The sequence below is a fragment of the Caballeronia fortuita genome, assembly GCF_001544835.2.
Classification (GTDB): Bacteria; Pseudomonadota; Gammaproteobacteria; order Burkholderiales; family Burkholderiaceae; genus Caballeronia; species Caballeronia fortuita.
In genome coordinates this window covers 141,500-161,327 of record NZ_FCNX02000010.1, presented here as the reverse complement: position 1 = coordinate 161,327, position 19,828 = coordinate 141,500, and the positions used below count along the sequence as shown (strand labels likewise).

Annotated in this window: 15 protein-coding genes; 9 read left to right on the top strand and 6 right to left on the bottom strand. The window is 63.5% G+C overall.

Annotated elements, in window-relative coordinates; genetic code table 11:
* Positions 1 to 9: 9 nt before the first annotated feature.
* The 3 genes from AWB77_RS20150 to AWB77_RS20140 form a co-directional block, all read right to left on the bottom strand.
* Entirely contained in the window at positions 10 to 795 is a 786-nt protein-coding gene (locus AWB77_RS20150; protein ID WP_061136218.1) for an ATP-binding cassette domain-containing protein, read from the bottom strand.
* Between the two features lie 14 nt (positions 796 to 809).
* A complete protein-coding gene (locus AWB77_RS20145; RefSeq protein ID WP_061136217.1) occupies positions 810 to 1,976 on the bottom strand; it encodes an ABC transporter permease in 1,167 nt (388 codons plus the stop codon).
* Positions 1,977 to 2,115: 139 nt separating this feature from the next.
* Positions 2,116 to 3,168, bottom strand: coding sequence for a sugar ABC transporter substrate-binding protein (locus AWB77_RS20140; protein WP_061136216.1), 1,053 nt, complete (start codon positions 3,166 to 3,168; stop codon positions 2,116 to 2,118).
* A gap of 203 nt (positions 3,169 to 3,371) precedes the next feature.
* On the opposite strand from AWB77_RS20140, the gene AWB77_RS20135 reads away from it, so the two are divergent.
* From AWB77_RS20135 to AWB77_RS20120, 4 genes are read left to right on the top strand one after another with little or no spacing between them, the layout of a single operon-like run.
* The gene (locus AWB77_RS20135) at positions 3,372 to 4,250 is read left to right on the top strand and encodes a MurR/RpiR family transcriptional regulator (RefSeq protein WP_061136215.1); all 879 of its coding nucleotides are present in this window, start codon (positions 3,372 to 3,374) and stop codon (positions 4,248 to 4,250) included.
* Positions 4,240 to 5,244 (top strand): inositol 2-dehydrogenase, encoded by a 1,005-nt coding sequence (gene iolG / locus AWB77_RS20130; protein ID WP_061136214.1) that lies wholly within the window; start codon positions 4,240 to 4,242, stop codon positions 5,242 to 5,244. The genes AWB77_RS20135 and iolG overlap by 11 nt, the downstream gene beginning before the upstream one ends.
* On the top strand, positions 5,241 to 6,257 hold the full coding sequence (locus AWB77_RS20125) for a Gfo/Idh/MocA family oxidoreductase (RefSeq protein WP_061136213.1): 1,017 nt from the start codon (positions 5,241 to 5,243) through the stop codon (positions 6,255 to 6,257). Before iolG ends, AWB77_RS20125 begins: the two co-directional genes overlap by 4 nt.
* Before the next feature lie 45 nt (positions 6,258 to 6,302).
* Complete coding sequence (locus AWB77_RS20120; RefSeq protein WP_035509205.1) at positions 6,303 to 6,530, top strand: sulfurtransferase TusA family protein; 228 nt, start codon at positions 6,303 to 6,305, stop codon at positions 6,528 to 6,530.
* 78 nt (positions 6,531 to 6,608) lie between these two features.
* On the opposite strand, the gene galU is transcribed toward AWB77_RS20120, so the two are convergent.
* On the bottom strand, positions 6,609 to 7,490 hold the full coding sequence (gene galU / locus AWB77_RS20115) for a UTP--glucose-1-phosphate uridylyltransferase GalU (protein WP_061136212.1): 882 nt from the start codon (positions 7,488 to 7,490) through the stop codon (positions 6,609 to 6,611).
* A 78-nt stretch (positions 7,491 to 7,568) separates the two neighbouring features.
* Positions 7,569 to 10,436 carry a valine--tRNA ligase gene (locus AWB77_RS20110; RefSeq protein ID WP_061136211.1) on the bottom strand — a complete coding sequence of 956 codons (2,868 nt, stop codon included), beginning with the start codon at positions 10,434 to 10,436 and terminating at the stop codon, positions 7,569 to 7,571.
* A 195-nt stretch (positions 10,437 to 10,631) separates the two neighbouring features.
* On the opposite strand from AWB77_RS20110, the gene AWB77_RS20105 reads away from it, so the two are divergent.
* From AWB77_RS20105 to AWB77_RS20090, 4 genes are all read left to right on the top strand, one after another.
* Complete coding sequence (locus tag AWB77_RS20105) at positions 10,632 to 12,998, top strand: UvrD-helicase domain-containing protein (RefSeq protein WP_061136210.1); 2,367 nt, start codon at positions 10,632 to 10,634, stop codon at positions 12,996 to 12,998.
* A 2-nt stretch (positions 12,999 to 13,000) separates the two neighbouring features.
* Positions 13,001 to 13,753: a 5'-methylthioadenosine/adenosylhomocysteine nucleosidase gene (locus AWB77_RS20100; protein WP_061136209.1), complete on the top strand. Its 753-nt coding sequence runs from the start codon at positions 13,001 to 13,003 to the stop codon at positions 13,751 to 13,753.
* A gap of 343 nt (positions 13,754 to 14,096) precedes the next feature.
* Entirely contained in the window at positions 14,097 to 14,525 is a 429-nt protein-coding gene (locus tag AWB77_RS20095; RefSeq protein ID WP_244158583.1) for a hypothetical protein, read from the top strand.
* Between the two features lie 95 nt (positions 14,526 to 14,620).
* Positions 14,621 to 16,513, top strand: a complete 1,893-nt coding sequence (locus tag AWB77_RS20090; RefSeq protein WP_061136207.1) for a propionate--CoA ligase — start codon at positions 14,621 to 14,623, stop codon at positions 16,511 to 16,513.
* A 61-nt stretch (positions 16,514 to 16,574) separates the two neighbouring features.
* Here AWB77_RS20090 and AWB77_RS20085 read toward each other — a convergent pair whose 3' ends face one another.
* The gene (locus AWB77_RS20085) at positions 16,575 to 17,837 is read right to left on the bottom strand and encodes an MFS transporter (protein WP_061136206.1); all 1,263 of its coding nucleotides are present in this window, start codon (positions 17,835 to 17,837) and stop codon (positions 16,575 to 16,577) included.
* A gap of 360 nt (positions 17,838 to 18,197) precedes the next feature.
* On the opposite strand from AWB77_RS20085, the gene AWB77_RS20080 reads away from it, so the two are divergent.
* Positions 18,198 to 19,826: a methyl-accepting chemotaxis protein gene (locus AWB77_RS20080; RefSeq protein WP_082852696.1), complete on the top strand. Its 1,629-nt coding sequence runs from the start codon at positions 18,198 to 18,200 to the stop codon at positions 19,824 to 19,826.
* Positions 19,827 to 19,828: the final 2 nt, after the last annotated feature.

The following is a 19,828-nucleotide window of genomic DNA, read 5'->3' as shown; positions in this document are numbered from 1 at the left end:
TCAATGTCCTCAGATCGTCGCGCCTTCGAGTTCGGTCATCATCTGCTGCATTTCGGCGCCGCCCGCCATCATGTCGAGCACTTCGTTCTTGCTGATGGTGTCCTTCGTGTACGTGCCCATCGAGCGGCCGCGATTGAGCAGCGTGAACGAATCGCCGATCGGATAGGCGTGATGCACGTTGTGCGTAATGAAGATCACCGAGATGCCTTTCTCGCGCGCTTTATGGATGAGCTTGAGCACGTTGAAGCTCTGCTTCACGCCGAGCGCGGCGGTCGGTTCGTCGAGAATCAATACGCGTGCGCCGAAGTGGATCGCGCGCGCGATCGCGAGACATTGCTTCTCGCCGCCGGACATCGTGCCGATCGGCTGATGCGGATCGCGCACGTTGATGCCCATCTCCGCGAGCTTGGCACGCGACGTCTCAGCGGCGAGATCGAGGTCCATCACGCTGATGCCGAAGCGCTTCTTCTGCGGCTCTCGGCCCATGAAGAAGTTGCGCGCCACCGAAAGCAAAGGCACGAGCGCGAGATCCTGGTACACGGTCGCGATGCCGAGATCGAGCGCCTCCTTCGGCGAATCGAAGTGCACGGGCGCGCCGTCGACGAGATAGTCGCCGGAAGAAGGCTGATGCACGCCGGCGAGCGTCTTGATGAGCGTCGATTTGCCGGCGCCGTTATCGCCGAGCAGACAGTGCACTTCGCCGCGCTTGAGCCGCAACGTGACGCCGTTCAGCGCGATCACCTTGCCGAAGAACTTGCTGACGTTCTCGAGTGCGAGGATGTTCTCGTCTTGCATGATCGTTTCTCCTCTCATTGAGCCTGCGAAACGCGGCGGCGCACGTAGTGATTGAAGAGCACGGCGATGAGCAGCATCACGCCGAGAAACACGCGGAACCAGTCCGAACTCACGTTCGTATAGGTGATGCCGATCTGCACGACGCCGAAGATCAGCGCGCCGAAACACGCACCGACCACCGAGCCGTAACCGCCCGTCAGCAACGTACCGCCGATGACCGCCGCGATGATCGCTTCGAACTCTTTCTGCAGGCCGCGATCCGCCGCCGCCGAGCCGATATCGCACACTTGCAGCACGGCGAAGAGGCACGAGCAGAAGGCGGTCAGCACGAAGAGCGATATCTTCACGCGCTTGACGGGCACGCCCACGTTCTTCGCTGCGTTCGCATCGCCGCCGACTGCGAGAATCCAGTTGCCGTAGCGCGTTTTCGCGAGCACGAACGCGCCGACTGCCGCGAGCGCGAACCACCAGATGATGACCTTCGGAATGCCCGGCACGAGCGGCTGGCCGCTGTCGAGCAGCTTGCCGATGCCCATGTGCGCGAGCCAGGTGAAGAGGCCGTGGAACGCGACGCCATGAAAGAGCGTGTCGGCGATGGGATCGGCCTGCGCGAGATCACCTACGCCCGAGATGATGGTGCGGTCCGCGAACATGATCGAGAGCGCGAGCGTGAGGCCGCGCAGGATGAACAGGAACGCGAGCGTGACGATGAACGACGGCAGGCGCGTGCGCATCACGAGATAGCCGTTGAGCGCGCCGAGCAGCATCGACATCACGAACGCGAAGAGAATCGACAGCGAGAGCGGCCAATGGAAGTACACGGCGGGCAGCGCGACCATCATGCCCGCGAAACCGATCATCGAGCCGATGGAAAGATCGAACTCGCCCGCGATCATCAAAAGGCATGCGCCGACCGCGAGCAGGCCGAGATAGGCGGCGACCTGCGACCAGTTCATCACGCCGTCGAGGTTGAACATGCCCGACGATCCCGCGCCGAAGCCGAACACGATGAACACGAGCACGGTGCCGGAAATGGCTGCGAACTCCGGGCGGTTCAGCAAGTGACCGAACCACGATGTCTGGCGCACGCGCTCGTCCGACGGCCTGGCCGTGTCCGCTGTTTCAGCGCCGTCCTGCTGAGGATTCGCGTGAGGAGGATAGTGCTTTCCGGCTACACCCATGATGGCTCCTTGAGACTCGATTCCGATGCGATACCGATGCGCGCGTGCCCGCCGCGTCCGCGGACGGACGCAACGAGACGCGATGAACGTTGATGAAAGCGGGCGGCGTCAGGTCCGCCCGAAAGAAGTCAGGCCGGGATCAGCGATATTGACCGGCGTACTTCACGACCTTGTCGAGATTGTCTTTGGTGATGAAGCCCGGACCCGAGCGGATGTTCTTCGGTCCGTACGACGGCTGCAGTCCGTAGGTTTCGAGGCGCGCCTTGAACTTCGGATTCGCCTCGAGAATCTGGCGGATCTTCGCCGGATCGGTCGTGTGCTCTTTCTTCACGACGGCGAGCACGGCCACCGGGATATAGCCCTGCAGATACGGCTGCTGATCGATCGCGAACTTGATCGTGCCGTCCTTGATCGCTTTCGCGATGTCGTCGGAGAAATCGAAAGTCACGAAATAGAGCTTGTTTTGCAGGCCCATTTGCGTGACGGCCTTGAGCGTCGCGGAGGCGGGCGTCGGTCCGAGCGTGAGGATCGCCTGCGTGTCGGGATGGTTGCGCAGATACGCCGATACCTTCGATTGAATCTCCGTCGGGTCCTGTCCCGAGTCGATCGTCGATGCCTTGTAGTCGATGCCGAGCGCATCGGCGAAACCCTTGCAGCGATCGAACGACACCGTGTTGGTCGCGATGTGGTTCACGCACAGGAACGACTTCACGCCCGCTGCCTTGGCCTTCTTGCCGGCCTCGTTGCCCGCGACGTATTCCGGCTGGCCGACGTGCATGATCGCGCCCAGTTGCGCGCTTTGCTCCTCGGTGCCGGAGTTGATGGTGACGAGCGGAATCTTCTTCGCGGTGACCTTGTTGATCGCGCTTTTGAGCACGTCGAAATCCGCGATGGTGGTGATGACGCCGTCGTAATTGCGCGCGGCCGCCTGCTCGATCAGGCGCGACATGTCCGCGATATCGCCGTTCGGCGGATTGCGGTAGTCCGTCTGCACGTTGAAGTCTTCATCCGCCTGCTTGATCGCATTCTTGATGACGTTCCACCAGGAATCCGAGTCCGGCGCGTGGCTGATCAGCACGAACTTCGCGTCGGGCGCCGCCTGAGCGGGACTCGCCGCCATCAACGCCGCGCTGCACAACGCAGTAGCAGCCACCAGCGCGCGCAGCGCGGCCCGACCGTTGCAAATGGTCATTGTCTCCACCTATCCAGGTTTGTTGTTTGGTGTGATGTTTCCGCGAGCCGACCTGTCAGTGCGCCGTGCTCAGGACCAAGATTAGGTCAGTTTCCGAGGGTCTGCAATAGAAATTTTATCGGTTCGGCAAATGGAAAATACATTCCAATTTGCTTGCCGGCTTCCTATAATCGGTTGCACGATGAACATCGAAAGAGCCTGTGATGGATGAAACCAGCACCGACGTGCAAAGCGTCGACGAACTGATGCAGCGGATCACCGATGCGTACGATTCGCTGCCGCGCCAGTTGAAGAGCGTCGCTTCGTATATCGAGCAGCATCGCCCGAGCGTGATGATGGATCGCACGAGCGATATCGCCAATGCCTGCGGCGTGCATGCGTCCGCGGTCGTGCGGTTCGCGCAGCGTTTCGGCTTCTCCGGCTTCTCGGATTTGCAGGCAGTCTTCCGGCAGGCATATACGGGCGCGGGCGGCTCGCAGCAGACATATCAGCAGCGCATACGCAAGCTCATCGACGAGAAGGCGGGCGAGGCGTCGGGCGTGTCGGTCGCGCGCGAGTTCATCGCCGCGAGCCGCACGGGTCTCGACGAACTCGAAGCCGGGCTCGACGACGCGCAGTTCGAAGCCGCCGTCGAGATGCTGTCGCAGGCGGAGAACATCTACGTGATCGGCGTGCGCCGGTCGTTCGCGGTCGCGAGCTACATCGTCTATGCATTGCAGCACACGAAGAAGCGCGTGCATCTGATTTCGGGCTTCGGCGGCATGTTCCGCGAGCAAGTCCGCAGCGTGAAGAAGGGCGACGTGGTGGTCGCGATCAGCTTCGCGCCCTACGGCAAGGAGACGCAATACTGCGTGCGCGCCGCGCAGCATCACGGCGCGAAGACCCTCGTCATCACCGATAGCCAGCTTTCGCCGCTCGCGCGACATGCGAGCGCGAGTCTGTTCGTGAAGGAGGGCAGCGCGTTCGCGTTCCGCTCGCTCACGAGCACCATTTGCCTGTGCCAGGCGTTGTTCATCGCGCTCGCGTACCGGCTCGAGTTGAACGTTGAGGAATCCAAGGAGACAGGTGGCTATGACGATTGATGTGGCGGTGTTCGGAGCGGGGCGCATCGGCAAGATCCACGCGGCCAATCTTGCGCGGCAGCCGGGCGTGCGTTTGAAATACGTCGTCGATGTGAACCGCGATGCGGCGCGCGCGCTGGCGGATTTGCACGGCGCGCAAGTCGCCGATGTCGATGGCGCGATGGGCGATGCGTCCGTCGGCGTGACCGTCGTGTGTTCGAGCACGGACACGCATGCGGACCTGATTGTGGCGTCGGCGGCGCAGAAAAAGCACGTGTTCTGCGAAAAGCCCGTCGATCTCACGATCGAGCGGGCGCGCGCGTGCGCCGATGCCGTGGAGCGCGCGGGCGTCGTCTGCATGATCGGCTTTCAGCGGCGCTTCGATCCGACGTTCTCCGCGTTGAAGGCGCGCGTCGATGCGGGCGAGATCGGCGACCCGGAAATGCTGATCGTGACGAGCCGCGATCCCGGCGCGCCGCCGGTGGAGTACATCAAGCATTCGGGCGGCATCTTCAAGGACATGCTGATCCACGACTTCGACATCTTCCGCTGGATTCTCGACGACGAAGCCGACACGCTGCACGCGACCGGCAGTTGTCTTTCCGATCCGGCCATCGAAGAGGCAGGCGATATCGACTCGACCGCGGTCACGATCCGCACGAAGCGCGGGCGCCTGTGCCAGATCAACACGGCGCGGCGCGCGGCGTACGGCTACGATCAGCGCTTCGAACTGCTCGGCAGTGCGGGCATGCTGCAGGCGGGCAACGTGCGCCCGACCGAAGTCACCGCGTACTCGGCGAGCGCGGTATCGAGCGACAAGCCCGAGGCGTTCTTTCTCGAACGCTATCGCGCGGCGTATGCGGCGGAAATCGCGCATTTTTTCGATGCGGTCAATAACGGCAAGCCGGTGCGCACGACCGTCGCCGATGGCCTGAAGGCGCTCGAACTCGCCGAAGCCGCGACGCTGTCGTGGCGCGAGAAGCGCATCGTCAAGCTCGGGGAGAACGTCGCATGAGCGCGGTGCGCTTCGGTATCGCCGGATTGGGTCGGCTCGGGCGGCGGCATGCGGAGAATCTCGCGTGGCGCGTGCCGGGCGCGCAACTCGTCGCGGCGTGCAGTCCGGTTGCCGAGGAACGCGAGTGGGCGTCGTCGAATCTTCCCGCGTTGTCGCTTTACGCCGATTACGACGAACTCCTCACCGATGCTTCGATCGACGCCGTGTGGCTCGTCACGCCGACGTCGCTGCACGCGAGCCAGATCATCGCCGCATTGCGCGCGGGCAAGCACGTGTTCTGCGAGAAGCCGCTGTCGCTCGATCTCGCCGAGTGCGACGCGGTCATCGACGAGCACGCGCGTCATCCGCATCTGCACGTGATGATCGGCTTCGTGCGGCGCTTCGATGCGAGCTATCGCGATGCGTTCGACAGCGTCGCGAACGGCGCGATCGGCCGGCCGTTCATGGTGCGCTCGCAGACCTGCGACAAGAACGATCCCGATGGCTTCTTCGTGCGATTCGCGCCGACATCGGGCGGGCTTTTTCTCGATTGCAGCGTGCACGACATCGATCTCGCGCGCTGGCTGCTCGGCAACCCGCGCGCGAAACGCGTGTATGCGAGCGGGACGATCGCGATTCACGATGGCTTGCGCGCGTGCAACGACATCGACAATGGCGTCGGCACGATCGAGTTCGAGGATGGGCGGCTCGCGGTGCTGTACGCATCGCGCACGATGGCGCACGGGCACGACACGCAGACGGAGGTGATCGGCACGGCGGGCGCGCTCGCGGTGGGACGCAATCCGCGTGCGAACCGCGTCGAAATCGCCGATGTGCACGGCATGCGCAACGCGTGTACGCCGACGTTCTTCGAGCGTTTCGAGGATGCGTTCCTGCGCGAGGCGCAGGCGTTCGTGGCGTTGCTGCGCGATGGCAAGCCGACGGGACTCACGCTCGACGACGCGAGGGAAGCGACGCGGATCGGGATCGCGATGCGGCGGGCTTATGAGGAGGGCGGGGCGGTGGAATTGTGACCTCTGCGCTAAAATCGAACCTACGCCAACAAAGGTTCAATCGCGATGGAAGTTCACAAGGAAGTCGACGCGCGCGGGCTCAACTGCCCGTTGCCGATTCTGCGGGCCAAGAAGGCGCTCGCCGACATGACGAGCGGTCAGATTCTGAAAGTGCTCGCGACCGACCCCGGATCGCAGCGCGATTTCGCGGCCTTCGCGAAGCAGACCGGCAATGAGATCGTCGAATCGACGTCGCAGGACAAGACGTTCATCTTCCTCATGCGCCGGCGTTGAAGCTGTTCTGAGCGCCTAAAAGCAAAATGCCCGTCACGCAGGTGACGGGCATTTTTTTCAGCCGATGCGGCCGTGAATTCAGTCTTCGAGAATCGGCGCGCGATTGCGCAGATATTCCTCGAAGTCCTTCTTCACTTCCGGATGACGCAGCGCGAATTCGACCGTCGCCTTCAGATAGCCGAGCTTGCTGCCGCAGTCGAAACGCGTGCCCTGGTACTTGTACGCGAGCACTTGTTCATCCGACAGCAACGATTGAATCGCGTCCGTCAGTTGCAGTTCGCCGCCCGCGCCCGGCTTCAGCGCGCGGATGTGATCGAAAATGCGCGGCTTCAGCACGTAACGGCCGACCACGCCGAGGTTCGACGGCGCCACTGCCGGCTCCGGCTTCTCGACGATGCCCGACAGCTTGAAGATGTTGTCTTCCCATTCCTTGCCGTCGATGATGCCGTAGGACTTCGAATCCTCCGGCGGAATCTCTTCGACGCCGATCACCGAGCTGTGATAGTGATCGAACACATCGATCATCTGCGACATGACGGGCGGCTTGCCGTACAGCAAGTCGTCCGCGAGGATCACGGCGAAGGGATTGTCGCCGACGAGCTTCTCGGCGCACAGCACCGCGTGGCCAAGACCGAGCGCTTCGGCCTGACGCACGTAGAAACAGTCGACATGGCTCGGCTTGATGCTGCGCACGAGTTCGAGCAGCTTGTCCTTGCCGCGTGCCTCGAGTTCCGCTTCGATCTCGTAGGACTTGTCGAAGTGATCTTCGATGGCGCGCTTGCTGCGGCCGGTCACGAAGATCATTTCGGTGATGCCGGCAGCCATCGCTTCTTCGACCGCATATTGAATCAGCGGCTTGTCCACGACTGGCAGCATTTCCTTCGGGCTGGCCTTGGTCGCGGGAAGGAACCGCGTACCCAGACCGGCAACGGGAAAGACCGCTTTGGTAACTTTTAGCATGTGATGACCCTGATCCTCTTAAATCAATGAAACGTCGAGACAACCGGAGCGGATCGATAAATGATTCGAATCCCCAATTCAAGCAGGCAGACGCAATAATTGCGCCTGGAGCTTCTCGATAGTGGTTCCGTATTCTGCCAGCCTTTTGCGCTCCTGTTCAACGACAGCAGCCGGGGCTTTTGCAACAAAGCTTTCATTCCCGAGCTTCGCGTTACATTTGACGATCTCGGCATTCAGACGGTCCACTTCCTTGGTCAGCCGCTCGCGTTCCGCGGCGACATCGATCTCGACCTTCAGCACGAGCTTGCTCGTGCCGACGATCGCGACCGGCGCGCCGTGGGCTTCGCTGTCGAGAGCGGCTTCGTCGTCGATGATCTTTACTTCGGAAAGACGCGCGAGGGCGGCGATATACGGTGCGAACGCGGAGAGACGCGCCGCGTCGCCGTGCGCGAGCAACGGCACTTTCACCGCGGGCGACAGATTCATTTCGCCACGTAGATTACGACATGCATCGATGACACTCTTCAGTTCGGCAGCCCACTGTTCCGACGATTCATCGATTTTTTTCTGCTCGGCGCGCGGATAAGCCTGCGTCATGATCGACACATCGCCTTCCTTCGCGCCTTGCGGATACGCGTCGGTCAACGGCGCGACCTTCTGCCATAACGCTTCGGTGATGAACGGGATGATCGGATGCGCGAGGCGCAGCACGGTTTCGAGCACGCGCAGCAGCGTGCGGCGCGTGGCGCGCTGCTGCTCGGGCGTGCCGGTCTGGATCTGCACCTTCGCGAGCTCCAGATACCAGTCGCAGTACTCGTCCCACACGAACTTGTAGATCGCGCTCGCGACGTTGTCGAAACGATAATCCGCGAAGCCTTTCTCGACGTCCGCTTCGACGCGCTGAAGCAGTGACACGATCCAGCGATCCGCGTGCGAGTAGTCGGTGTAGCCGCCCGGACCGCAATCGCCCGGCTTGCACGCGCCGGGATTCGCGAAACCGCAATCGTGGCCTTCGCAGTTCATCAGCACGAAACGCGTGGCGTTCCAGAGCTTGTTGCAGAAGTTGCGATAACCCTCGCAGCGCGCGAGATCGAAGTTGACGTTGCGGCCGAGCGTGGCCATCGACGCCATCGTGAAGCGCAGCGCGTCCGTGCCGAACGACGGAATGCCTTCGGGGAATTCCTTGCGCGTCTTCTTCTCGATCTGCGCAGCGGCCTTCGGATTCATGAGACCCGTCGTGCGCTTGGCGACGAGCGATTCGAGGTCGATGCCATCGACGATATCGATCGGATCGAGCGTATTGCCCTTGCTCTTCGACATCTTCTGGCCTTCGGCATCGCGCACGAGGCCATGCACATAGACGGTGTCGAATGGCACCTTGCCGGTGAAATGCGTGGTCATCATCACCATTCTGGCGACCCAGAAGAAGATGATGTCGAAGCCCGTCACGAGCACCGACGACGGCAGGAACGCCTTCAGCTCCCTGGTCTCGTTCGGCCAGCCGAGCGACGAGAACGGCACGAGCGCGGACGAAAACCACGTGTCGAGCACGTCGTCGTCGCGCTTCAGTGCGCCCGTGTAGCCTTGCGCGGTCGCGTCGGCGCGGGCTTCTTCTTCCGTCTTCGCGACGAAGATCTCGCCATTCTCGCCGTACCACGCGGGAATCTGATGGCCCCACCACAACTGGCGCGAGATGCACCAGTCCTGGATGTTTTCGAGCCACTGATAGTACGTGGTCGTCCAGTTCTCGGGCACGAACTTGATCTGGCCGTTGCGCACGACATCGAGCGACGTTTCCGTGATCGACTTGCCCGGATTGAACGTGCCTTCGGGTGCCGGCTTGCTCATCGCGACGAACCACTGGTCCGTCAGCATCGGCTCGATGACGACGTTGGTGCGGTCGCCGCGCGGCACCATCAGCTTGTGCGGCTTGACGGATTCGAGCAGGCCGAGCGCTTCGAGATCTTTCACGACTTCCTTGCGCGCGTCGAAGCGATCCATGCCGCGATATTTCTCGGGCGCGTTGCCGTTGATCTTCGCGTCGAGCGTGAGGATTTCGATCATCGGCAGCTTGTGGCGCTGGCCGACGGCGTAGTCGTTGAAATCGTGCGCGGGCGTAACCTTCACGACGCCGGTGCCGAATTCGCGATCGACGTAATCATCGGCGATGATCGGAATCTCGCGATCCGAAAGCGGCAGCGTCACCGTCTTGCCGATCAGATGCTGATAACGCTCGTCGTCCGGATGCACCATCACGGCGGTATCGCCGAGCATGGTTTCGGGGCGCGTCGTCGCGACCGTCAGATGACCCGAGCCGTCCGGCAGCGGATAGTTGATGTGCCACAGGTTGCCGTTCTCTTCTTCGCTCACGACTTCGAGATCGGAAACCGCCGTGCCGAGCACCGGGTCCCAGTTGACGAGCCGCTTGCCGCGATAGATCAGCCCCTGCTTGTACAGCGTGACGAAGACATCGCGCACCGCGGCCGACATCTTGTCGTCCATCGTGAAATATTCCCGCGACCAGTCGATCGATGCGCCGAGGCGCCGCACCTGATTCGTGATGGTCGAGCCGGATTGCTCCTTCCACGCCCAGACGCGCTTCAGGAATTCTTCGCGGCCGAGGTCATGGCGCGAGATGCCTTGCGCGTCGAGCTGACGTTCGACGACGATCTGCGTTGCGATGCCCGCGTGATCCGTGCCCGGCACCCACAGCGTGTTTTCGCCGAGCATGCGGTGATAGCGCGTCAAGCCATCCATGATGGTCTGGTTGAACGCGTGTCCCATGTGCAGCGTGCCGGTGACGTTCGGCGGCGGCAACTGAATGGAGAAATTCTTCGCGCCCTCTTTGAACGTGGGGGCGGCGTACCCGCGCTTTTCCCATTCCGGGCCCCATTGGGACTCGATGTTTTGAGGCTCGAAGCTCTTCGCAAGCGTGTTGTCGCTCATTGTGGAATCTGCCGAAAAATGCGTGAAAAAATGCGGGGGAATCCCCAATTATAAGGTTGCGCGCGGACAGTCGGACGAATTCGGCCCGCGGGCGCGCGCCTTGTCCCGGCCGGCGGCTCCATCGGCGCGGTCTTATAATGGTCGGCCCGCCGCCCGAGTTTTCTCTGGCCCGCTTTTCTGCCGCCGCACTTTCCCATGCCCGACCTGCTCGCGAATCTGAATCCCGAACAACTCGCCGCCGTCACGCTCCCGGACGAGCCCGCGCTCATTCTCGCGGGCGCCGGCAGCGGCAAGACGCGCGTGCTCATCACGCGCATCGCGTGGCTGATCCAGCAGGGCTACGCGTCGCCGCCGACCGTGCTCGCCGTCACCTTCACGAACAAGGCCGCGCGCGAGATGATGGCGCGCCTCTCCGCGCTGTTGCCCATCGATACGCGCGGCATGTGGATCGGCACGTTTCACGGCTTGTGCAACCGCATGCTGCGCGCGCATTACCGCGACGCCGGCCTGCCGCAGAGCTTCCAGATTCTCGACACGGCCGACCAGCTTTCCGCCATCAAGCGGCTGATGAAGGGCCTGAACGTCGACGACGAGAAGTATCCGGCGAAGAATCTTCAGTACTTCATCAACAACGCGAAGGAGCAGGGCCTGCGTCCGAAAGACGTCGATGCCACCGACGCGTTCAATCGCAAGTTCGTCGAACTCTACGAAGCCTACGATCAGCAATGCCAGCGCGAAGGCGTCGTCGATTTTCCCGAACTGCTGCTGCGCTGTTATGAACTGCTCGCGCACAATCCGCAGTTGCGCGCGCATTATCAGGCGCGCTTTCGCAACATTCTCGTCGACGAGTTTCAGGACACGAACAAGCTGCAGTACGCGTGGCTCAAGCTGCTCGCGGGCGAGCACAACGCGATCTTCGCGGTCGGCGACGACGACCAGTCTATCTACGCGTTTCGCGGCGCGAACGTCGGCAACATGCACGATTTCGAGCGCGAATTCCGCGTGCGCAATCTCATCAAGCTGGAGCAGAACTATCGCTCGCACGGCCATATTCTCGATACGGCGAACTTCCTGATCGCCAATAACGCGAACCGGCTCGGCAAGAATCTGCGCACCGACGCGGGCCACGGCGAGCCGGTGCGCGTCTACGAAGCCGCGACGGATTCGCAGGAAGCGGGCTGGATCGTCGAGGAAATCAAGGCGCTCATCAATACGGGCGTGTCGCGCGGCGAGGTCGCGGTGCTTTACCGCAGCAACGCGCAGTCGCGGACCATCGAACATACGCTCGTGAATGCGGGCATTCCGTATCGCGTGTATGGCGGCCTGCGCTTCTTCGAGCGCCAGGAAGTGAAGCATGCGCTCGCGTATCTGCGTCTCATCGACAACCCGAACGACGACACCGCGTTCGCGCGCGTCGTCAATTTCCCGACGCGCGGCATCGGTGCGCGCTCCATCGAGCAACTTGCCGATGCGGCGCGTCTCTACAACTGTTCGATGGCCGCCGCCGTGCCGTACGTCACCGGCAAGGCCGGATCGAGCCTCGGCGCATTCGCGACGCTCATCGCGAAGATGCGCGCGGAAACGCAGCAGATGAGTCTGCCGGAAACGGTCGAATACGTCGTGCGCGCGAGCGGTCTCGCCACGTTCTACGAAGGCGAGCGCGAAGGGCAGGACCGGCTGGAAAACTTGCAGGAACTCGTGAATGCGGCGGCCGCGTTCGTCAGCGAAGAAGGTTACGGTCTCGATACGCCCGCGCGCTCCATTCCGCTGCGTCCGGGCGCGACGGCATCGCCGGAAATTGTCAGCGAGGACGGCGAGATAGAAGTGCTCGACGCGCCGGGCATTGCCGATCCCGCACAGAATCCCGACACGATGACGCCGCTCGCCGGGTTCCTGTCGCATGCATCGCTCGAAGCCGGCGACAACCAGGCGCAGGCCGGCCAGGACGCCGTGCAACTGATGACCGTGCACGCGGCGAAGGGTCTCGAATTCACGGCGGTGTTCATCACCGGCCTGGAAGAAGGGCTTTTCCCGCACGAGAACAGCGCGCAGGAATCCGACGGGCTGGAGGAAGAGCGGCGTCTGATGTACGTGGCGATCACGCGCGCAAAGGAGCGGCTCTACATTTCGTTCGCGCAGAGCCGCATGCTGCATGGCCAGACGCGCTACAACATCCGCTCGCGTTTCTTCGACGAATTGCCCGAAGGCTCGCTCAAGTGGCTCACGCCGAAGATGGAGGCGGGCGCGCGCTGGGGCGGACGCGCGGATAACGCCGGCTGGGGCCGCGACTGGTTCGCGCGTCCCGGACAGGAGCGCGGCGGTTCTTCCGGCTACGCGCGCGATCAGGGCGCGAGCGCGGCGCTGCCGTCGTTCGCGAACGAGCAGCGTGCCGCGGAATCGGGTTTCAAGGTCGGCCAGGCCGTGTTCCACACGAAATTCGGCGAAGGCACCGTGACGGCGCTCGAAGGCTCCGGCGGCGACGCGCGCGCGCAAGTGCGCTTCAAGCGCCACGGCGAGAAGTGGCTCGCGCTGGCGGTCGCGAAGCTGCAAGCCGTCGAGTGAACATGAAGCGGCTCGGCATCATGGCGGCGCTGCCGCAGGAACTGGGCGATCTCATCGCGCAGATGCGCTCGGCGGGCGACGTGCGGACGGTGACGCTCGGCCAGCGCGAGTATTACGTTGGCGATGCGCATGGTCTGCCCGTCGTCGTGACGCTCGCGCGCATTGGCAAAGTGGCGGCGGCCGCGACGGCGAGCGCGCTCATCCACGTGTTCGAGGCCGATGCGATCGTCTTCACCGGCGTCGCGGGCGGCGTGCGCGCGGACGTGCAAGTGGGCGATGTCGTCGTCGCGGATGCGTTGCTGCAGCACGATCTCGACGCGTCGCCGCTCTTTCCGCGCTACGAAGTGCCGCTGCTCGACCGCGCGCGTTTCGACGCCGACCGCACGCTTTCCGATGCGCTCGCCGCCGCCGCCGATGCGTTCATCGCCGAAGCGGGCGGCGCGCTCGCGGAGCGCTTCGCCGTCGCCGGGCCGCGCGTGCATCGCGGGCTGATCGTGAGCGGCGATCGCTTCATCGCGAGTCACGACGCGCTCTTCGGCCTGCGCGATGCCTTGCCGGACGCGCTCGCCGTCGAAATGGAAGGCGCGGCCATCGCGCAGGTCTGCTACGAGCATGGCGTGCCGTGCGCCGTCGTGCGGACCATCTCCGATACGGCGGACGCCGCCGCGCCGCTGTCGTTCACGGAATTCCTGACGTCGATCGCCGCGACCTACTCATCGGGGATCTTGTCGCGCTTTCTCCGCACGACGCGCTGAGCCGCTTCGGTCATCGTCGAAAATCCTGCTTGTAGTTGAGAATGATTCTCAATACAATGGCTCGACGATGTGAGGCGCGAACAGGAGGCCCGACGACATGACCAGCGATTTCATCGGCCCGGCAGCCCGGAGCGGCGAACGCCGCGAAAGTCCTCGAAACGACCCGCGAAGCATGGCGCGATGCGACGGCGCCATCCCCGGCCGAAGCGCCTCGCCCGCCGCGCGCGACGCAACCGAAAAAGCGCGTGGTGCCACGGCGTTCCCGCTGGCCGTCGCTCGTTGCCGCGTTTAATTACTGGAGCCCGAAACCGCTGTGAACGCCGCCGACCTTGCCCCGAAATCCATGGAACTCGACGAACGTTTCTTCGACGCGAGCCGGTTTCCGCTCGTGCGCCTGCGTTCGCGGGCGGTGACAGCCGGCTACGCGTTCGCGTGGTGCGCGCAGATGCGCCGCCTCGTGTCGCTCGCGACGCCTTTCGTGCTGGTGGCCGCACACGACGAAAGCGAAACCGCCGACGACGCTCGTCTGCGCGCCGCGTGGATGCGCACGCACCGCGCGACGCTCGCCGCGTATTGCCGTGGCGTGATCGTGATCGAGCCGCGCATCGAAGCGCGCGCGGCCACGCGCGAAACGCTGCGCGCGGTGACCGACGGCAGCGGCGTGCGCACGGTCGTCGTGTCGAGCATGCGGGTCGCGGGCGAGCTTGCGCCGGTGCTGCTCAAGCACACCGCATCCGAAAGCCGCGCCGCCGCGCGCACACAGGCGCGCTAAGCGATCGGACCGATCAGGGCGCGCCCTGTCTAGCACGGCTTGGCAGGCTGCTCTATTCTGAGGGGTCAGCCAACGCCGCTTTGCAGAGGACGCGCATGCCGACTTACCAGGAAGCGTATCGACGGTCGATCGACGAGCCCGAAGCGTTCTGGGCCGAACAGGCCCGTCGCATTCACTGGCAGACGCCGTTCGAGCAGGTGCTCGACGCGAGCAAGCCGCCGTTCGCGCGCTGGTTCGTCGGCGGCAAGACCAATCTGTGCCATAACGCGGTCGACCGGCATCTCGCCTCGCGCGCGCAACAGGATGCGCTCGTCTATGTATCGACGGAAACGGGCATCGAGCGCCGCTACACCTACGCCGAACTGCACGCGGAAGTGAACCGCATGGCCGCCGTCATGCGCTCGCTGCACGTGAAGAAGGGCGATCGCGTGCTCGTCTATCTGCCGATGATTCCCGAAGCGCTCTTCGCGATGCTCGCGTGCGCGCGCATCGGCGCGATCCATTCGGTCGTGTTCGGCGGCTTCGCGGCGCCGAATCTCGCGGCGCGCATCGACGATGCCGAACCTGCGCTCATCGTCACCGCCGATGCGGGCGCGCGCGCGGGCAAGGTGATCGACTACACGCCGCTCGTCGACGAAGCGCTCTCGCGCGCCGAGTACAAGGTGCCGCAAGTGCTGCTGATCGACCGGCAGCTTGCGCCCGAGCGCCTGCAGGCGAGCTATCTCGTCGCGTACGAACCGCTGCGCGAGCAATTTTTCGATGCCCACGTGCCGTGCGAATGGCTCGAATCGAACGAGCCTTCGTACGTGCTTTATACGTCCGGCACCACTGGCAGGCCGAAGGGCGTGCAGCGCGATGTCGGCGGTTACGCGGTGGCGCTCGCCGCATCGATGGAACACATCTTCCAGGGCGCGCCGGGCGACACGATGTTCACGGCATCGGACATCGGCTGGGTCGTCGGGCATAGCTACATCATCTATGCGCCGTTGATCGCGGGCCTCACGACCGTCATGTACGAAGGCACGCCGATCCGTCCCGATGGCGGCGTCTGGTGGCGGCTCGTTCAGCAATACAAGATCAACCTGATGTTCACCGCGCCGACCGCGATCCGCGTGCTGAAGAAGCAGGACCCGGCGCTGATGGAGAAATACGACCTGTCGAGCCTGCGCACGTTGTTTCTTGCGGGCGAGCCGCTCGACGAGCCGACCGCGCAATGGATTCAGAGCGCGCTGAAGAAGCCCGTCATCGACAATTACTGGCAGACGGAAACCGGCTGGCCGATGATCGCGATTCCGCGCGGCATCGAGGAATTGCCGTCGAAGCTCGGTTCGCCGGGCGTGCCGTCGATGGGCTTCAATCTCGCGCTGCGCAACGAAGCCACCGGCGATGTGTGCGCGCCGGGCGAGAAGGGCGTCGTCACGCTGGCGTATCCGCTGCCGCCGGGCTGCATGCAGACCGTATGGCGCGACGATCAGCGTTTCATCGACACGTACTGGCGAAGCGTGCCAAACCAGATGGTCTACTCGACCTTCGACTGGGGCGTGCAGGACGAGGACGGCTATGTGTCGATTCTCGGCCGCACCGATGACGTCATCAATGTCGCGGGGCATCGGCTGGGCACGCGCGAGATCGAGGAGGCGTTGTCGGCGCATCCGGCTGTCGCGGAAGTCGCGGTCGTCGGCATCGCCGATTCCGTGAAGGGACAGGCGGCGGCCGCGTTCGTCGTGCTGCGCGACGCGGATCGCATCAACGCGCCGGGCGCGCGCGAAGGCATGGAAGCGGAGTTGTGTCACGCGGTGGATTCGCAACTCGGTGCGATCGCGCGTCCGGCGAGCGTGCATTTCGTGACGATGCTGCCGAAGACGCGCTCGGGCAAGCTCTTGCGTCGAGCGATTGCGGCGCTCGCGGAAGGACGCGATCCAGGGGAATTGCCGACGATCGAGGATCCGGGCGCGTTGATGCAAGTGAGGGAGGCGCTGGGCAATTGAAAAGGCGCGCGGTTCTCGTGGAGAGCCGCGCGCCTCTTCAGGCCTCGAGCGTCGAGCGTCGTCAAGCCTTCGCGTGCGTTTCCGTCTTCGGCAACAGCACCGTCAACACCCCGAGCAGCGGCAAGAACGCGCACACCTTGTACACGTAATCGATGCTCGTCGCGTCCGCGAGATGCCCGAGCACCGCCGCGCCCACACCGCCCATCCCGAACGCGAAGCCGAAGAACAAGCCCGCGACCATCCCGACCTTGCCCGGAATCAGTTCCTGCGCATAAACGAGGATCGCCGAGAACGCCGACGCCAGCACGAGCCCGATGATCACCGACAACACGCTCGTCCAGAACAGATTCGCATAAGGCATCAACAGCGTGAACGGCGCGACGCCGAGTATCGATACCCAGATCACCGCCTTGCGTCCGACCTTGTCGCCGATCGGACCGCCGACGATCGTGCCCGCCGCCACCGCCGCGAGGAACACGAACAGATGAATCTGCGCCGCCTGCACCGAAATGCCGAACTTGCTGATCAGATAGAACGTGAAGTAACTCGTGATGCTCGCGAGATAGAAGTACTTCGAGAACACGAGCAGCACGAGCACGCTCATCGCCATGAGGACCTTGTTGCGCGGCAGCGTCGCGTGCACGGCTTGCGCGCGGCCTTTTTTCGTCGCCGGATGACGTTTGTACCAGCGGCCGATGTTCGCCAGCACGAACATCGCGACGAGCGCCGCCGCCGAGAACCACGCGATGCTCTTCTGCCCATGCGGAATGACGATCAGCGCGGCGAGCAACGGCCCTAACGACGAGCCCGCGTTACCGCCCACCTGAAACAGCGACTGCGCGAGTCCGTGCTTGCCGCCCGAAGCCATGCGCGCAACCCGCGACGACTCCGGATGAAACACCGACGATCCGCAGCCGACCAGCGCCGCCGCGAAGAGCAGCGTGCCGAAGTTGCCCGCGATCGACATCAGCAGAAGACCCGACAGCGTGAAGCCCATGCCGACGGGAAGCGAATAAGGTTTCGGATGCTTGTCGGTGTACAGGCCGACGAGCGGCTGCAACAGCGATGCCGTCACCTGATACACGAGCGTGATCAAACCGATCTGCCCGAACGAAAGCGCGAACTCGCTCTTGAACATCGGATAGATCGCCAATATCAGCGACTGGATCATGTCGTTCAAAAGGTGCGAAAAGCTGATCGCGCCCAGAACGGAATAGACGGTGCGTTGCGCGCCCGTGCTCGCGGGACTCGGGGAATTGGCGGGGGAAGCGCCGGCCGATGCGCCGGAAGGCGACAGCGCGCCCTTGTCGATGCTCGTTTGCATAGTGGATGGCAAATGAAAGCGAAGAAAACGTCTCGGAAGTTATTTTTTCAGTGCGGCATTTATGCGCAGACTGAATTTCTGAAAGTTTAGGCTGTCGTCGTCGCGTTGTCCTGCCAAGCTTTGTCGCGAATCGGACAGGATCGTGGTCCGTCAGATCGTCGATTTGTCTTACGCATCGAATTTTGGCTGGTTATAAGAGGCGACGCCGGGCGAACGCATGTTCGCCTGCAACGAAAGCCCCAACAAAAGGGCTCAAGAAAAGGCTCAAGAAAGCCGGCAAATCTGCCGTACACACGGCGGGGACCAGACCAGGACACGCCGCAAAACGGCCAGTCCACAGATCAATTCGGGGATCGATCGATGAAACTGTTTTCGCTACGCGGCGCACGAGACGCGAGCATCGTGGCGCGCGCCGAACCAAAGCGCGCGCTGTCCGTCAAGGCATCGTTGAGACTGGCGTTCGGGCTCGTGCTCGCGGGCACGCTCGTCATCGGCGCAATTTCGCTCACGCAGATCAGCCGTCTGAACGGCGCGACCGAAACCATCTACACGCAGGGCTACGTTGCGAGCCGCGCGGCCGAGGAAACACGCGGTTATCTGTTGCGCGCGAGCCGCTCGCAGAAGATGCTGCTCACCGCCAGCACCGCCAAAGAGCGCGACGAGCTCGGCACGCAGATCGAGCAGTCGCTCGCGGATATCGGCCGTGAGCAGGCGCAACTCGCGCAGTACATCGATCACGCCGACCAGGATGCGCTCGCGCAGCAAAAGCGCTTCTCCGCCGCGCTCGCGAAGTGGAGCGAGAACCTGCGCACGTTCGTGAAGCTCGTGAAGGAGCAGCCGCTCGACCTCTCGCAGATGAACTGGCAGGTCGGCACGCAGGACGTATCGCTGCTCGTCGAGACGGGCAAGCTCGAAAAGATGGTCGACGATCTCGTCGCACGACGCGGTGCGGCAGCCAAGGCCACGAGCGAATCGGCGGCGTTCATCTTCCATTCATCGTTCGTGATGGTGTCGGTGTTGACGCTCGCGTTGTTCGCGCTCGCGATCGTCGTCTCCGAATGGGTCGTGCGGCGTCTGGCCGGCCAGCTCGGCGGCGAGCCCGCCTATGCGAAGGACATCGCGCGGCGCATCGCGTCGGGCGATCTCGCATATCCGGTCAGGCTCAAGCGACGCGACGATGCATCGATGCTGCATGCGTTGTCGGAAATGCAGGCGGGCCTGTCGTCGACCGTCGGCGATATCGCGGCGAGCGCGGAGGCGATCGCATCGGCATCGAGCGAAATTTCGACGGGCAACGTCGATCTGTCGCGCCGCACCGAAGAGCAGGCCGTCGCGCTGGAAAAGACGGCGGCCAGCATGGAGCAGCTCACGTCGACGGTCCGCCAGAACGCCGACAACGCGAAGCAGGCGAGCACGCTCGCAGCGAACGCGTCGCAGATCGCGGAGAAGGGCGGCGCGGTGGTGGGCCGCGTCGTCGAGACGATGCAGCGCATCGATGCGAGCGCGAAGAGCATCGGCGACATCATCGGCGTGATCGAAGGCATCGCGTTTCAGACGAACATTCTTGCGCTGAACGCGGCCGTCGAAGCGGCGCGCGCGGGCGAGCAGGGGCGCGGCTTCGCGGTCGTCGCGGGCGAAGTGCGCAGTCTCGCGCAGCGTTCGTCGTCGGCGGCGAAGGAGATCAAGGGACTCATCGATACGTCGGTGTCGCGCGTATCGGACGGCTCGACCTACGCGCAGGAAGCGGGCGCGACGATGGAAGAGGTCGTGAAGGCCGTGCGCCGCGTCACCGACATCATGGGCGAGATTTCGGCGGCGTCGGCGGAGCAGAAGACGGGCATCGAGTCGATCGGCGATGCCGTCACGAAGATGGACGCCAACACGCAGCAGAACGCCGCGCTCGTCGAACAGGCGGCCGCCGCCGCGCAATCGCTCGACGATCAGGCGCGCGCGTTGAAGTCGCTCGTCGGAAAATTCCAGTTGGCTTGACG

Coding starts and splice junctions, on each gene's coding strand:
- AWB77_RS20085 (WP_061136206.1), bottom strand. CDS start 17,837: ATGCAAACGAGCATCGACAAGGGCGCGCTGTCGCCTTCCGGCGCATCG.
- AWB77_RS20145 (WP_061136217.1), bottom strand. CDS start 1,976: ATGGGTGTAGCCGGAAAGCACTATCCTCCTCACGCGAATCCTCAGCAG.
- AWB77_RS20135 (WP_061136215.1), top strand. CDS start 3,372: ATGGATGAAACCAGCACCGACGTGCAAAGCGTCGACGAACTGATGCAG.
- AWB77_RS20090 (WP_061136207.1), top strand. CDS start 14,621: ATGCCGACTTACCAGGAAGCGTATCGACGGTCGATCGACGAGCCCGAA.
- iolG (WP_061136214.1), top strand. CDS start 4,240: ATGACGATTGATGTGGCGGTGTTCGGAGCGGGGCGCATCGGCAAGATC.
- AWB77_RS20140 (WP_061136216.1), bottom strand. CDS start 3,168: ATGACCATTTGCAACGGTCGGGCCGCGCTGCGCGCGCTGGTGGCTGCT.
- galU (WP_061136212.1), bottom strand. CDS start 7,490: ATGCTAAAAGTTACCAAAGCGGTCTTTCCCGTTGCCGGTCTGGGTACG.
- AWB77_RS20150 (WP_061136218.1), bottom strand. CDS start 795: ATGCAAGACGAGAACATCCTCGCACTCGAGAACGTCAGCAAGTTCTTC.
- AWB77_RS20080 (WP_082852696.1), top strand. CDS start 18,198: ATGAAACTGTTTTCGCTACGCGGCGCACGAGACGCGAGCATCGTGGCG.
- AWB77_RS20105 (WP_061136210.1), top strand. CDS start 10,632: ATGCCCGACCTGCTCGCGAATCTGAATCCCGAACAACTCGCCGCCGTC.
- AWB77_RS20110 (WP_061136211.1), bottom strand. CDS start 10,436: ATGAGCGACAACACGCTTGCGAAGAGCTTCGAGCCTCAAAACATCGAG.
- AWB77_RS20125 (WP_061136213.1), top strand. CDS start 5,241: ATGAGCGCGGTGCGCTTCGGTATCGCCGGATTGGGTCGGCTCGGGCGG.
- AWB77_RS20095 (WP_244158583.1), top strand. CDS start 14,097: ATGGAACTCGACGAACGTTTCTTCGACGCGAGCCGGTTTCCGCTCGTG.
- AWB77_RS20100 (WP_061136209.1), top strand. CDS start 13,001: ATGAAGCGGCTCGGCATCATGGCGGCGCTGCCGCAGGAACTGGGCGAT.
- AWB77_RS20120 (WP_035509205.1), top strand. CDS start 6,303: ATGGAAGTTCACAAGGAAGTCGACGCGCGCGGGCTCAACTGCCCGTTG.